The 14,421-nt window shown below is 41.0% G+C and carries 11 protein-coding genes; 9 read left to right on the top strand and 2 right to left on the bottom strand.

Translation table 11 applies throughout. The features are described 5' to 3' along the window. The first annotated feature begins 156 nt into the window (after positions 1-156). Positions 157-1,314 carry a methionine adenosyltransferase gene (gene metK / locus IE867_RS06780; protein ID WP_192484014.1) on the top strand — a complete coding sequence of 386 codons (1,158 nt, stop codon included), beginning with the start codon at positions 157-159 and terminating at the stop codon, positions 1,312-1,314. Positions 1,315-1,801: 487 nt separating this feature from the next. Further along, on the top strand, positions 1,802-2,875 hold the full coding sequence (mnmA, locus tag IE867_RS06775; RefSeq protein WP_192484013.1) for a tRNA 2-thiouridine(34) synthase MnmA: 1,074 nt from the start codon (positions 1,802-1,804) through the stop codon (positions 2,873-2,875). 37 nt (positions 2,876-2,912) lie between these two features. Here mnmA and IE867_RS06770 read toward each other — a convergent pair whose 3' ends face one another. After that, positions 2,913-4,781 (bottom strand): cation:proton antiporter, encoded by a 1,869-nt coding sequence (locus IE867_RS06770; RefSeq protein WP_192484012.1) that lies wholly within the window; start codon positions 4,779-4,781, stop codon positions 2,913-2,915. Positions 4,782-4,951: 170 nt separating this feature from the next. On the opposite strand from IE867_RS06770, the gene lgt reads away from it, so the two are divergent. The 7 genes from lgt (at position 4,952) to IE867_RS06735 (ending at position 12,688) form a co-directional block, all read left to right on the top strand. Next, positions 4,952-5,779 carry a prolipoprotein diacylglyceryl transferase gene (gene lgt, locus IE867_RS06765; protein ID WP_192484011.1) on the top strand — a complete coding sequence of 276 codons (828 nt, stop codon included), beginning with the start codon at positions 4,952-4,954 and terminating at the stop codon, positions 5,777-5,779. Next, positions 5,763-6,596 carry a thymidylate synthase gene (locus IE867_RS06760; RefSeq protein WP_192484010.1) on the top strand — a complete coding sequence of 278 codons (834 nt, stop codon included), beginning with the start codon at positions 5,763-5,765 and terminating at the stop codon, positions 6,594-6,596. Before lgt ends, IE867_RS06760 begins: the two co-directional genes overlap by 17 nt. After that, positions 6,596-7,837: a phosphoglycerate dehydrogenase gene (gene serA / locus IE867_RS06755; RefSeq protein ID WP_192484009.1), complete on the top strand. Its 1,242-nt coding sequence runs from the start codon at positions 6,596-6,598 to the stop codon at positions 7,835-7,837. The genes IE867_RS06760 and serA overlap by 1 nt, the downstream gene beginning before the upstream one ends. Before the next feature lie 5 nt (positions 7,838-7,842). Further along, positions 7,843-9,054: a tRNA lysidine(34) synthetase TilS gene (gene tilS, locus IE867_RS06750; protein WP_192484008.1), complete on the top strand. Its 1,212-nt coding sequence runs from the start codon at positions 7,843-7,845 to the stop codon at positions 9,052-9,054. A 143-nt stretch (positions 9,055-9,197) separates the two neighbouring features. After that, positions 9,198-10,658 carry a decarboxylating NADP(+)-dependent phosphogluconate dehydrogenase gene (gene gnd / locus IE867_RS06745; protein WP_203249680.1) on the top strand — a complete coding sequence of 487 codons (1,461 nt, stop codon included), beginning with the start codon at positions 9,198-9,200 and terminating at the stop codon, positions 10,656-10,658. 19 nt (positions 10,659-10,677) lie between these two features. Then, positions 10,678-11,199 (top strand): outer membrane beta-barrel protein, encoded by a 522-nt coding sequence (locus IE867_RS06740; protein WP_192484007.1) that lies wholly within the window; start codon positions 10,678-10,680, stop codon positions 11,197-11,199. Between the two features lie 85 nt (positions 11,200-11,284). Further along, the gene (locus IE867_RS06735; protein WP_192484006.1) at positions 11,285-12,688 is read left to right on the top strand and encodes a leucyl aminopeptidase; all 1,404 of its coding nucleotides are present in this window, start codon (positions 11,285-11,287) and stop codon (positions 12,686-12,688) included. Positions 12,689-12,731: 43 nt separating this feature from the next. On the opposite strand, the gene ilvD is transcribed toward IE867_RS06735, so the two are convergent. Then, entirely contained in the window at positions 12,732-14,414 is a 1,683-nt protein-coding gene (ilvD, locus tag IE867_RS06730) for a dihydroxy-acid dehydratase (RefSeq protein ID WP_192484005.1), read from the bottom strand. Positions 14,415-14,421 lie beyond the last annotated feature (7 nt).

Here is a 14,421-nt window from a genome sequence, read left to right as displayed (position 1 = left end):
TTTTGTTAGAGTTAGCATAACCAACTGTCATTACACTGTCGCTGATTTAAAAACAACTTGCGGGCGACATAAAACAACACCGCTAAAGCGTTTCTATAGACTTTTCCTCTAGAAGCCTTTTAGCTTGTACACAACAAACATAAAAGGAAACCTCTCATGGCAAATGACTTTTTATTCACCTCTGAATCTGTCTCTGAAGGACATCCGGATAAGATTGCTGATCAGATTTCTGATGCAGTTTTAGATGCTATTTTAATTCAAGATAAAAATGCACGCGTTGCTTGTGAAACACTGGTTAAAACAGGCATGGCACTTGTTGCCGGCGAGATTACCACCTCAGCATGGGTTGATATCGAAGAAATCGTCAGAAACGTTGTCACTGATATTGGTTATGATAAAGATGATCTCGGGTTTGATGGGAACTGTTGTGCGGTGATAAACGCCATTGGTAAACAATCACCTGAGATTGCGCAAGGTGTTGATCGCTCTGACCCTCTAGATCAGGGTGCCGGAGATCAGGGGTTAATGTTTGGCTTTGCCACCAATGAAACCCCAACACTAATGCCTGCTGCTATTTATTACTCACATAAACTCATGCAGCGTCAAGCATTCCTGCGCAAAAACAAGACCCTTTCGTGGTTGCGCCCTGATGCTAAATCACAAGTAACATTGCGTTATGTCGATGGCAAACCTGTTGCCGTTGATACAGTAGTTATTTCAACTCAACATGCACCTGAAATTCCACAGAAAGTGATTGAAGAAGCAATCATTGAAGAAATCATTCTACCCGTTCTACCGAAAGAATGGATAACAGACAAAACTAAATACTTTGTTAACCCCACAGGTAAATTTGTTATTGGAGGACCTGTTGGCGATTGCGGTCTAACAGGACGCAAAATTATCGTCGACACCTATGGTGGAGCGGCACATCACGGCGGTGGCGCATTCTCTGGTAAAGACCCATCCAAAGTTGATCGCTCAGCTGCCTATATGGGTAGATACATCGCTAAGAACATCGTTGCTAGCAGCTTAGCGGATAAATGTGAAATTCAAGTCTCTTACGCCATTGGTGTTGCTAACCCCACATCGATTATGGTGAACACCTTTGGTACAGGTAAATTGGATGATCATATCATTGAGAATCTTGTTCTTGAGCACTTTGATCTGCGTCCTTATGCCATCACACATCAACTTGATTTATTACGTCCCATTTATCAAAAAACAGCTGCCTATGGTCACTTTGGTCGCGAAGATGCTGATTTTACTTGGGAGAAAACAGATAAAGCAGCTGTTTTGGCGCAAGCCTTGAGTTAAAACCATACCCCATCTACTTTACCTCATAAACGTTGGCTAAGCGTTAGTTGAAGCCGTTAGTAGATATTATTAGAAGAACTTACCCACTTCGACTGATGCTCAGTGCATCGCTTCGACTTAAGCTTAGGAGACAGTTGACTCCGTTGGCTGAGCGTTAGTCGAAGCCATTATTACCTTTGTCTTTCCCTTCGACTTCGCCCATGAGACGATGGATATTCTTTTCATTAATAGCCCTATTTTGTTTTTTTATTACTCATTTCCATTAGCTTATGTTTTAATCTCCATCAGATTTGCGTGGGGGCGCAATGCATGGGTGTGACATGAGCCAATCATTAACACTCATGCACGAGTTTCAATTACTGTTAATGAGTTTTTCTCCAGATTGAATCGAATTGAAACAAACGATTACCAAGAGAAAAGTTATTTTTGCAAATTTTTATAAATCACGGCACAATAGCCGCATTATTTTTTGATCATTTTAGAGCTTATGTCACAGAAAATTATTGTCGGCGTCTCCGGTGGCGTTGATTCATCCGTTGCTGCCTTATTACTCAAAGAACAAGGCTTTGATGTCACAGGCGTTTTTATGAAAAACTGGGAAGAGGATGACAATGACGAGTTTTGCTCCGCTGAGGAAGACATCAAAGATGCGCAAAGCGTTTGCCAAAGTATTGGTATTGACTTTAACAAAATAAACTTTGCAGCAGAATACTGGGATCATGTCTTTGAATATTTTCTGGAAGAATACAAAGCCGGACGCACGCCAAACCCTGATATTTTATGTAACAAAGAAATTAAATTTAAAGCCTTTTTAGACTATGCCAAGCATTTGGGTGGCACACATATTGCCACAGGACACTACGCCAGAAAAAGAACCTTACCAAACGGAGAGCATCAATTATTAAAAGGCTTAGATCACAACAAGGATCAATCCTATTTTCTCTATACTTTGGGACAGCAACAATTACAATATGCATTATTCCCAATCGGTGAACTTGAGAAACCAAAGGTTCGCGCACTTGCTGAAGCACATAACCTGATCACACATAATAAAAAAGACAGCACAGGCATTTGTTTTATTGGTGAGCGTAAATTCAAAGCTTTTTTAAATCAGTATTTACCTGCACAACCTGGTGAAATTCATGATGAGAATGGTATTGTAATCGGCAGACATGATGGTTTGATGTATTACACCATTGGCCAACGTCAAGGTTTAGGGATTGGCGGAGTTAAAAACCGCCCTGAGATTCCATGGTTTGCCGCACAAAAAGACCTTGATAACAATGTATTAATTGCCGTTCAAGGCCATCATCACCCACTACTATTAAGACAAAGCTTAACTGCTATTAAGTTACATTGGGTTAAAGGGCAAGCACCAGCTGATAACTTCAGATGCACTGCCAAGGCACGCTATCGCCAAGCAGATCAAGCTTGCCAAGTCAAGGTGATAAAAGACAGAGTTGAAGTCATATTTGACCAACCACAACGCGCGATCACACCGGGGCAATCAGTCGTATTTTATGATGGTGAAGTTTGCTTAGGTGGTGGCGTTATTGAATAGCTATAAATACTCAATTTAACTTTAATATTGAGCATTCCTACTCTTCATCACTATCAACAATCCAATTCTCAGGCGGCATCAAATAAATCACGCGCCAACCTGCCTCAGGTATATGCTGACTATCAGGAGATACCACATGAATTTGCGATTTTTTATTGATATAAAATAATGGAATTGCCTGTTGGTTGAGGGATAAAAATTGCTCCCAACTAAACTCATTACTGATGGTTGTTGTCTTAACTTGCCCACCTTGCTTGATAATACTTCTTAATGTCTGATATGACAGATCCTTACTAAACAAACGCTTGGCATATTTCTTAGTAAGGTAAGTTAGCTTAGAGTTTGCTTTGTTTTGCGCTGTTGGTAAGACAAAAACAGACGCCCGCCCGTCAAACTCTCGATAGTACTTAACGGCTGCCAAAGTATTCATTTGTTCACTTGACGAGCATCCAAGCATTCGCCCAATACCTACCAGATTCAAATGCCAATCAGCATGCTCTGATACCGAGCTGCCATAATAACAGGTCAAGCCTTGCAAACGACATGCCTGAACACTACGCCAACTGGTATCAGCAAGTACGACATGCACATCGTTATTATGAAGCTCTTTAGCAATGCTTCTTGCCAAGGTATTGCCACCAATAACCAAGAACCCGCGCGGCTCGGGTGCCGATGCATGTAATACTTTTGCCAAAAATGGCGCCGTAAGACTCTGGATAATTACCGTGCCTAAGATAATCATAAAGACGATAAGTACCAATAGTTCACCTTCTTGTGGCAAGCCTAAGTTTTCAATAACTTTTATGGAAAATAACGCAGCCACGGCAGCGGCAACAATCCCGCGAGGTGCTATCCATCCCACCATCACTCGCTCACGCCAATTAAGCTCACTGCCTAAAGTGGAGAAGCCAGCAGCAATTGGTCTGACAATAAACTGCAAAATCAATACCAATACAATGGCTTTCCACCATACAGCTTCTAAATACTCAAAACTAACATTCGCACCTAAAATAATAAATAAACTTGATATCAAGATGAGACTCAAGGATTCTTTAAAATCAAGAATCTCCTCAATATGAGCATTAGGCATGTTACCGACAATAATGCCCATAATGGTGACAATCAAAAGCCCACCACCTTCAACAACATGCTCAGCAATCACAAAGCTAGTAATCACAAATGACAAGACAAACATATTGTTTAAATAACTTGGCACCCACTGCTTTTTAAGTATCGTACCCAATAAAAAGCCAGCAACAAGTCCGCCAATCCCACCGACAAGGAATACTAATAAAATATGCACGGTGATATGCCAAAAAGCATTGTATTGCGAAGCAGTAATCGCAGTAAAGACAATCACCGCCAATAGTGCACCAATCGGATCGACTAACATTCCTTCCCAGCGAATAATATTCGCAAGCTTCTCTGTTGGACGCACACTACGCAAAATCGGCACAACAACAGTAGGACCACTGACTGAAGATATCGCACCAATAAGGGCTGCGACTTTCCATGAAATATCAAAGATATAATGCACTAAAAAAGTCGTTAAAATCGCGGTAATCAAAAGGCCAATGGTCACAATATTTCTAACGGTTCCTCCCAAGCCTTTGATTTCTCTAAACTTCAGACTCATACAGCCTTCAAAGAGAATAATTGCCACACAAATTGAAACAATTGGATATAACATATCCTTAAAAACAAGTGTCGGACGCAAGAACTGGTAATGATCACCCAAAACTAATTGACTGACAGGTCCTAATAAAATCCCAACAATCAATAAAAATAAAATTGCCGGCAAACGCAGACGCCACGCCAACCATTGACAAGCAAAGCCCAATAATAAGATAACCATTAACACAATAGGGATATAGGTTGTTGAGGCAAAAAAGTTACTAACTTCCACGAGGGTCGTCTTCCTTGTTGGTTTAATTCCAGATAATTGTAGCAAACAACTTGATAAGCGAAAGTATTTTTTCACTGTCTTTGTTTATAAGATTTTATTGGCGCTAAACGCTATAAAATCTTACCTGACCCCGCTATAATATGCCTACTTTTGATCTATTAATAAGACAAATGCTTATTTATCCAAACATTGATCCTGTTGCTTTATCACTTGGTCCGATAAAAGTACACTGGTATGGCATCATGTATTTAGTTGGCTTCGCTGGCGCTTGGTTTTTATCAACTCTTCGCTGCAAGAAACCTTATAGCCCAATTACCAAAGCTCAAGTCTCTGATATGATTTTTTACGCAGCACTTGGCGTCATCCTTGGCGGGCGTATTGGGTATATGCTGTTTTATGATTTTAGTAACTTTATTCATGCGCCTTGGATTATCTTCAAAGTATGGGACGGCGGCATGGCATTCCATGGTGGCTTAATCGGTGTGATCCTTGCGATTTCATTATTTTGCCGCAAATATAAATGCAATGTTTTTGATATCTTAGACTTTATCGCACCAATGGTGCCTATTGGTTTAGGTGCGGGACGCTTGGGTAACTTTATCAATGGTGAGTTATGGGGGCGTGTGACCGACTCATCAATTGGTATGGTGTTTCCTAATGGTGGACCGCTGCCGCGCTATCCTTCGCAACTTTTAGAGTTTGCCCTTGAGGGAGTTGTCTTATTTTTAATCTTATGGTTTATCTCCAGAAAACAACGCCCGCGCTTATTTGTTTCTGCCAACTTCTTATTATGGTATGGTTTATTTAGATTTATCGCTGAGTTTTTCCGCCAGCCAGATCCACAGATGGGTTATATGCTCTTTAACTGGATGACCATGGGGCAACTGCTTTCAACTCCGATGATCGTCGTTGGCTTAATTATTTTGCTATATATCACCACTCAAAAAACACAAGAAAAAGAAGAAAAGATAAAGGATAACAATGCAGCAATATCTTGATTTTTTGCGCCATATTAAAGAGCATGGTGTCACCAAGACCGATCGCACGGGCACTGGCACGCAAAGCATTTTTGGCTATCAAATGCGTTTTAATTTAAGCGAAGGTTTCCCATTAGTTACAACGAAGAAAATTCATATTAAAAGTGTCATTCATGAATTACTATGGTTCTTAAAGGGGGACACCAACAATAATTATCTTGCCGAAAATGGCGTGCGCATCTGGAATGATTGGGCACTTGAAGATGGTGATCTTGGTCCTATTTATGGCAAACAATGGCGCAGTTGGCAGACACCTGACGGTGAAGTGATTGATCAAATCGAAGAAGCTATCAACTTAATTAAAACACGTCCTGATTCACGACGAATTATCGTTAATAGTTGGAATCCTAGCGTATTACCCGATGAATCGATTTCACCACAAGATAATGTCAGAATGGGCAAAGCAGCATTACCCCCTTGTCACACGCTTTTTCAGTTTTATGTTGCTGATGGCAAGTTGTCGTGCATGTTGACGCAACGCTCAGCCGATGCCTTTTTAGGGGTGCCTTTTAATATTGCTTCTTATGCGCTGCTAACGCATATAGTCGCCAAAGAGTGTAACCTTGAAGTCGGTGATTTCATCTGGTCAGGCGGTGATTGCCATATTTATAGCAACCATCACGAGCAAATCAATGAGCAGCTAACACGCACACCACTGCCATTGCCAACGTTACAGATCAATCGTAAAGCAGCAACAGTTTTTGATTATCAATTCGATGATTTTGAAATCGTTAATTATCAATGTCACCCAGCCATTAAAGCACAGGTAGCTGTCTAATGAATAAACAAATCACTTCTCTTGATCGCAGTGCAATTAAAGTTTTATTACTTGAAGGCGTACATACCCAAGCGCATAATGCCTTTGTCCAAGCCGGTTATAGCAATATCACCTCACTGACGCATGCCTTAGATGATAATGCCCTTATTGAGGTCTTACAAAGTGTTAAGATCGTTGGTGTGCGTTCACGTACTCAATTAACTGAAAATGTCTTAAAAGCCTGTCCGCATTTGATTGCCATTGGTTGCTTTTGTATTGGCACCAATCAGGTGAATTTAACAACAGCGCAAAGTCTTGGTATCCCCGTTTTTAATGCACCTTTTTCCAACACACGTAGTGTCGCTGAACTTGTCATTGGTCAGATGATTTTGCTCTATCGCAATGTCATTGACAAAAACATGCAGATGCATCGCCAAGATTGGATCAAATCAGCCAGTGGTGCACATGAAGTACGCGGTAAAACACTGGGTATTATTGGTTATGGTCATATTGGCTCACAAGTCAGTGTGTTATCAGAAAGCCTAGGTCTTAAGGTATTTTTTCACGATATTGAAAATAAACTCCCCCTTGGCAACGCCACCTCGAGTGTTAACTTAGAGGTATTACTAAATAAGTCAGACATTATTACTTTGCATGTACCTGATACACCTGCAACTAAAAACATGATTACTGCCAAAGAGCTTAAGCTTATGAAAAAAGGCAGTGTATTGATCAATGCTTCACGCGGGAGTGTGGTTGATATCCAAGCCTTAGCGCAAGCGATCAAAACCAAACATCTAAAAGGTGCGGCAATTGATGTGTTCCCAAAAGAACCATCGAGTAATGATGAAGTTTTTGAAAGTGAGCTTATCGGACTTGATAATGTATTTTTAACACCGCATATTGGTGGCAGCACATTAGAAGCACAACAAAATATTGCCGTTGAAGTTGCTGATAAGCTCATAAAATACAGTGATAATGGCTCAACCATTTCAGCGGTAAACTTCCCTGAATTATCACTACCGACGCAAGATAATGTTCATCGTATTTTGCATATCCATGGGAATAAACCGGGGATGATGCGCGCGATTAACCGTGTTTTCTTTGATCATAACATCAATGTTGAAGGTCAATTCTTGCGAACCCTTGCCAATATTGGTTATGTTGTCATTGATATCAATAGTAGCGAAGAAACCTCACGCGCCTTACTACAAAAGCTTAAAGCCATTGATGGCACGATTCGTTCGCGCGTTTTATTCTAAAGTCGATGCATCAAGCACTTGCCCTCATTGATGATGTTGTAACACGGCATCATATTCAACATCTTTATGTTGCTTATAGTGGTGGTGTTGACTCAACTGCCTTGTTGCACTTAACAACACAGCTAAAGAGTGATATCAATATTCATGCGATTCATATTCATCATGGCTTAAGTAAAAACGCTGATCACTGGCTTGAGGTTTGTCAAATAGAAGCAGATCAATTAAATATCCAATTTACTGCCCACCGACTTGTGCCACCCACTAAACGCAACAATATCGAACACTGGGCACGTACTGAACGCTATGCATTTTTTGAATCTGTGATGCGACAAACACCGAATAGTCTATTACTTACTGCCCATCATATCGAAGATCAAGCAGAGACTTTTTTGTTGCAAGCATTGCGCGGCAATGGCGTAAAAGGGCTCTCAGCCATTGCCAAAGAAAAACCTTTTGCCAACGGTTTGCTTCTTCGCCCTTTTTTAGATCTTAACAAAACTGAGCTTATCGCATATTGTCAAAACCATAACCTGGCATGGATTGAAGATGAAAGCAATCAATCCACTGACTTCAGACGCAATGCACTTCGCCATAATATCATGCCAGAATTACGTGAGATTCTGCCGCAAGCCGATGCCACACTAGCACGAAGTGCTGAATTATGTGCTGAAACTGATCGTTTAATGCATGAGCTATTATCCCCACATTTAGCAAAGATCACGACGGATAGTCGCCTTGATTTAATGCAATTTAAAGCCTACTCATCACTACAGCAAAAGCAACTACTGAAGATGTGGTTAACTAAACACAGCCTTTACCCATCGCAAGCGCAGTTATTACAAATTCATAGTGGCGCACAGAATATGCAAAGCAATTGGCACTATATATTAGCTGAAAACCATTTATCTATTGTTAACGGTTATTTGCTTATTGAAACCAATACAGAGCCAACACTAGTAACTGCTACTGACGTCGATATAGTGCAATGGCTCAACGCACAACAGCAAACAACCTTTACAGTGAATGATTTAATTATTCGCCCTCGTCAAGCCGGAGACCGTTGCCGCCCTCTTTATCGCCATAAAAGTCAAAGCTTAAAAGTAATTTTCCAAGAGCAAGGTATCTCTGCCCAAGATCGTTCTCATGCACGAATTATTACCTTAACGACAACACCTGATCACATTATTGCGGTATATCCTTTTTTTGTATGTCATTAAAAAGGTTAGCACATACCTCAACTCAAAAAACTTCTTTTACTTCAATCCTGTTACCTTTTTTCACCCCCAATAAAAGCCTTTATCTTGCCTGACTAAAGTTTTAAAATGCTTACAAAATGCAAAATGAGTTTAGGAGCGTTTTGATGCAATCGATGCAACAAAAGGGAGATATTGCCGTTATTGGTCTTGCGGTAATGGGGCAGAATCTAATTTTAAATATGAATGATCATGGCTTTGATGTCGTTGCTTACAACCGTACCACGAGCAAAGTCGATGAGTTTCTAAATGGCAATGCCAAAGGCACTAACATCATTGGAGCTTATTCGATTGAAGATATGTTGTCTAAGCTAAAAAGCCCACGCAAAATTATGTTAATGGTCAAAGCTGGTGACGTTGTTGATCAGTTTATCGATGCTTTAGTGCCGCATTTAGCTAAAGGTGACATCATTATCGATGGAGGTAACTCCAATTTTACCGATAGCGAACGTCGCACGCATGCGCTTAAAGCGAAGGGCATATACTTTATTGGCACGGGGGTTTCAGGTGGTGAGGAAGGGGCACGCTTCGGACCGTCAATGATGCCTGGTGGTATGCCCGAGGCATGGGATGCAGTCAAACCTATTTTCCAAGCAATTGCTGCTAAAACACCCGCAGGTGAAGCATGCTGCGAGTGGGTTGGCAACGGTGGCGCGGGGCACTTTGTCAAGATGGTTCACAATGGTATCGAATATGGTGATATGCAGCTCATTTGTGAAGCATATCAGTTTATGAAAGACCTGTTAGGCTTAGAAAATGAGCAATTAAGTGAAATCTTTGAGCGATGGAATAAAACCGAGTTAGATAGTTATTTAATTGAAATTACTGCCAATATTCTGAAATTCAAAGATACCGAAGGTTATGTTATCGATCGCATATTAGATACTGCCGGTCAAAAAGGCACAGGCAAATGGACAGGAATTAACGCACTTGATTTAGGCATTCCGTTAACATTGATTGCTGAGAGCGTTTTCGCACGCTGCATCTCTGCACAAAAAAATATCCGTATTGAAGCTGAAGCAATTTATGGCAAGAAATCATATGAAAAATTGACCGTTTCTGATGCGTTATTGCATGACTTACAACAGTCACTTTTATTTGCCAAAATCATCTCTTATGCACAAGGCTATATGCTCATGCAAGAAGCCTCCAAGCATTATCAATGGGATTTGAATTATGGCGATATTGCACTGATGTGGCGCGAAGGTTGTATTATCCGCAGCGTATTTTTAGATAAAATCAAAGCCGCATTTGACAATAATGCTCAATTACAAAACTTACTGTTTGATGATTATTTTAAAGAGATTATTAGCAAAGCACTACCAAGTGTTCGACGCATTGTTGCCAAGGGCATTGAAGCTGGTGTTGCTATGCCCGCATTGACTTCAAGCCTAAGCTTCTTTGACGGTTTCACCACTGGACGCTTACCGGCAAATCTATTGCAAGCACAGCGCGACTACTTTGGTGCGCACACCTATGAACGTTTGGATAAAGCGCGCGGTGAGTTTTTCCATACCGACTGGATTGGTTCAAATAGTAACGTATCCTCCACAGGTTACAGCATCTAAATAACAAGGATTTAAGCTTATGAAAAAAATATTATCATCTCTCACACTAGCTAGCATGATTGCCGCAAGCTCAGCTTATGCTGGACTTTATGTCGGCGCTCAAGGTGGCGTTAGTCACTCATCAAGTGAGTTAAATGCCGACAACAATATCACCACAGGTTTTCTTGTGGGTTATCAGTTTTCTGTTTTTCCGCTATTAAAAGTTGGCGTTGAAACAGAGCTAAACTATCTCAATAGTACGGTTAAGCTTAATAATCAAACCGGTGATCTAATGACGATTCCGTTTTATGCGACGGCGAATCTGAGTCTACCACTGGGTTTGAACCTTATCGCCAAAGCAGGTTATGCTTATAACCGCATCTCAGGCATTGATGAAAATGTATTTCCTAATACACTATGGCGTCCAGCCGTTGCCATTGGCATGGGCTATCAGGTCTTAGGTTTTAACATCTTCTTCCAAAGTAGTCGTTACTTTTTATATAACCGCGGTGAGCAACCTTTTGCTGATGCGTATACATTTGGTGTTAGTTACGAGTTCTAATCTGCTGATAGCAACTTGCAAATCGCTTTGTATCTATGCGACACTGCAACCTTTGAATTTATAATCTAAAATCACGAGGGATATTATGCAAATTAATGCACTGACACAAAGCCCATTACAGACTGAAATCGTATTTGTTTTTGATAACGACAACAGCACAATCACCACCATTCAAAATGCACTGACACAAGGACTTTTTAAAGCCAAAGTCGCAAGCACCTATTTTGGCGTAGATAATGACAAAAACTATCTTGCCGTTGGCTTGGGTGAGAAAGATAAACTAAACACCAATTCCCTAAGAAAAGCTGTTGACGCTCTATACAAGCAATTAAAATCATTAAACATTGATCGTTTTGCGGTAGACACTAAATCGATTGGTGATAATCATATCCGCACATTTGTTGAAGCACTCATCAATGCTGCTTATACCTTTGATCAATTAAAATCTGAGAAGGAAACCTTCAAACTAGCACAAGTTGATATTGTTACCCAATCAGCTAGTGAAGTAGCCAATGATATCCACATCGCACAAGCAGTAGCGCACGGGCAAAACTATGCCAAGGATCTAAAAAACTTCCCAGCAAATATCTGCACCACTGATTATTTATTAAATGAAGCCAGAAAGTTAATGGATAGCAGCACGCACGGATCATTACATTATATTGGCGAAGATGAAATGCATAAACTTGGCATGGGTTGCATCACAGCTGTAGGGCGTGGTTCTAGCATGCCAAGCTATATTGCTTGCATGGAATACCGTGGTGGCAACAAAGATGACAAACCAATCGTGTTAGTTGGTAAAGGCTTAGTCTATGACACAGGTGGTTTATGCTTAAAACCATGGCAAAGCATGGGTAGTATGAAGATGGATATGGGTGGCGCTGCCGCTGTCTTTGGCACAATGAAGGCCATCGTTGAGCTTAAGCTACCAATTAATATCATTGGTACTGTAGCTTTAGTTGAAAACTCACTTGATGGCGATTCTTATCGTCCAGGTGACGTCTTAACAAGCATGAAAGGTATTACGGTTGAAATCGGCAACACTGATGCCGAGGGGCGCTTGGCACTTTGTGATACGCTAACTTATATCGAGCGCTATGATCCTAAGGTGGTTATTGATATTGCGACTTTAACAGGTGCTATGGTCATCTCTCTTGGCGGTGACATTACTGGATTATTCGGCAATAACGACGCCTTAGTCAATGATATCAAGCTTGCCGCTGAAGAAAGTCATGATCACGCATGGCATATGCCTTTACATCAAGCCTATCATGAGCAGTTAAAAAGTGAGATTGCAGATGTATATAATATCGGTGGTCCTGCCGCAGGTAGCATTACTGCTGCGTTATTCCTATCAAAGTTCACTGAAAAATATACATGGGCACATCTAGATGTCGCAGGTTCTGCAATGAAAGGCTTTGAGAAGGCCACTGCCACTGGACGCCCTGTGCCGATGTTGACTCAATACATAATCAATCAAGTCAAATAAAAGTTAAATGAAACATTCGCATATTTGCGAATGTTTCATTTAACTATAAGTCAGTGACACAACCTTCAGAGGCAGAAGCAACTGTTTTAATATACTTCTTCAAAGTACCCTGTTTGGCTTTAAGCTCAGGTGCACGCCAATTAGCGCGACGTGCGTTAAGCTCATCATCCGATAGATCAACATCAATGCGATTATTCACAGCATCAATCGTGATCTTATCTCCATTTTGAATCAGAGCAAGATTACCACCTACTTGTGCTTCAGGAGCAATATGACCAACGATAAAGCCATGTGAGCCACCTGAGAAACGACCATCGGTAATAAGCGCCACATCTTGCCCAAGCCCCGCACCCATTATTAATGAGGTTGGCTTTAACATCTCTGGCATACCAGGACCTCCCTTTGGACCTTCATAGCGAATAACAATAACATCACCCTTTTTGACACGCCCTTCTTCAACAGCTGTTACTAGCTCTTCTTCAGCATCAAATACATTGGCAACACCTGTAAAGATCTCGCCTTCTTTGCCGGTAATCTTGGCAACTGAACCTTCAGTCGCGATATTACCAAAGAGCATTTGCAAATGCCCTGTTGCCTTTAAAGGATTGGTTAATGGGCGAATAATATCATTGTCTTTTGGTAGTTCTTTAACTTCCGCTAGATTCTGTGCTACTGTTTTACCCGTTACGGTCATGCAGTCGCCATGCAATAATCCTTCTTTTAATAGCATTTTCATCACAGCAGGTGTGCCACCAATCGCATGTAAATCTGCCATAACGTATTTCCCACTTGGTTTAAAGTCTGCTAGTAATGGAACTTTATTACTGATACGTTGAAAGTCTGCCAAGGTTAATTTAACACCTACCGAATGTGCAATAGCAATTAAATGAAGTACTGCATTGGTTGAGCCGCCCATGGCTGTAATCACCACCATCGCATTTTCAAAGGCGTGTTTGGTCATGATATCGCGCGGTTTAATATCTAATGCCAATAAATTTTCAATAACACTACCGGCTTTATCACATTCTTGAATCTTCTTCACATCAGTCGCAGGTGTTGACGAGCTAAATGGCAAGCTCATCCCCATTGCTTCAATCGCGCATGCCATGGTATTTGCGGTATACATGCCACCACAAGCACCAGCTCCAGGACATGCTTTTTTAATCGTCTCAACACGCTCTTCTTCACTAATACTGCCGGCTAGACACGCACCATAGCTTTGGAAAGCTGTGACGATATCGACAGGTTTACCGCGCACAACACCAGCTTGAATTGTGCCACCATAGATCACAAAACCAGGTCGGTTGAGCCTTCCTAATGCCATCATGCATCCAGGCATATTCTTATCGCAACCGGGAATAGCAACTAAGCCATCATACCAATGTGCAGACATCACTGTTTCAATAGAGTCAGCGATTAAATCACGCGATTGTAATGAATAACTCATACCATCGGTACCCATTGAAATGCCGTCACTAACACCAATGGTATTAAAGCGCATACCGACAAGATCCGCTTTGGCGACACTATGTTTTACATATTGCGCTAGTTGATTTAAATGCATATTACAGGTATTACCTTCATACCAAACACTAGCAATACCCACTTGTGCTTTTTCCATATCTGCTTCATGCATTCCGGTACCATAAAGCATTGCTTGAGAAGCACCTTGGGTTTTATCTTGAGTTAGCACTTGACTATAACGATTTAGTTTTTGATTGGTCATTATGATT

It is taken from the genome of Cysteiniphilum marinum, assembly GCF_014857925.1.
Classification (GTDB): domain Bacteria; phylum Pseudomonadota; class Gammaproteobacteria; order Francisellales; family Francisellaceae; genus Caedibacter; species Caedibacter marinus.
This window is presented reverse-complemented; position numbering and strand designations above follow the sequence as displayed.

Coding starts and splice junctions, on each gene's coding strand:
- ilvD (WP_192484005.1), bottom strand. CDS start 14,414: ATGACCAATCAAAAACTAAATCGTTATAGTCAAGTGCTAACTCAAGAT.
- lgt (WP_192484011.1), top strand. CDS start 4,952: ATGCTTATTTATCCAAACATTGATCCTGTTGCTTTATCACTTGGTCCG.
- IE867_RS06760 (WP_192484010.1), top strand. CDS start 5,763: ATGCAGCAATATCTTGATTTTTTGCGCCATATTAAAGAGCATGGTGTC.
- serA (WP_192484009.1), top strand. CDS start 6,596: ATGAATAAACAAATCACTTCTCTTGATCGCAGTGCAATTAAAGTTTTA.
- metK (WP_192484014.1), top strand. CDS start 157: ATGGCAAATGACTTTTTATTCACCTCTGAATCTGTCTCTGAAGGACAT.
- tilS (WP_192484008.1), top strand. CDS start 7,843: ATGCATCAAGCACTTGCCCTCATTGATGATGTTGTAACACGGCATCAT.
- IE867_RS06735 (WP_192484006.1), top strand. CDS start 11,285: ATGCAAATTAATGCACTGACACAAAGCCCATTACAGACTGAAATCGTA.
- gnd (WP_203249680.1), top strand. CDS start 9,198: ATGCAATCGATGCAACAAAAGGGAGATATTGCCGTTATTGGTCTTGCG.
- IE867_RS06740 (WP_192484007.1), top strand. CDS start 10,678: ATGAAAAAAATATTATCATCTCTCACACTAGCTAGCATGATTGCCGCA.
- mnmA (WP_192484013.1), top strand. CDS start 1,802: ATGTCACAGAAAATTATTGTCGGCGTCTCCGGTGGCGTTGATTCATCC.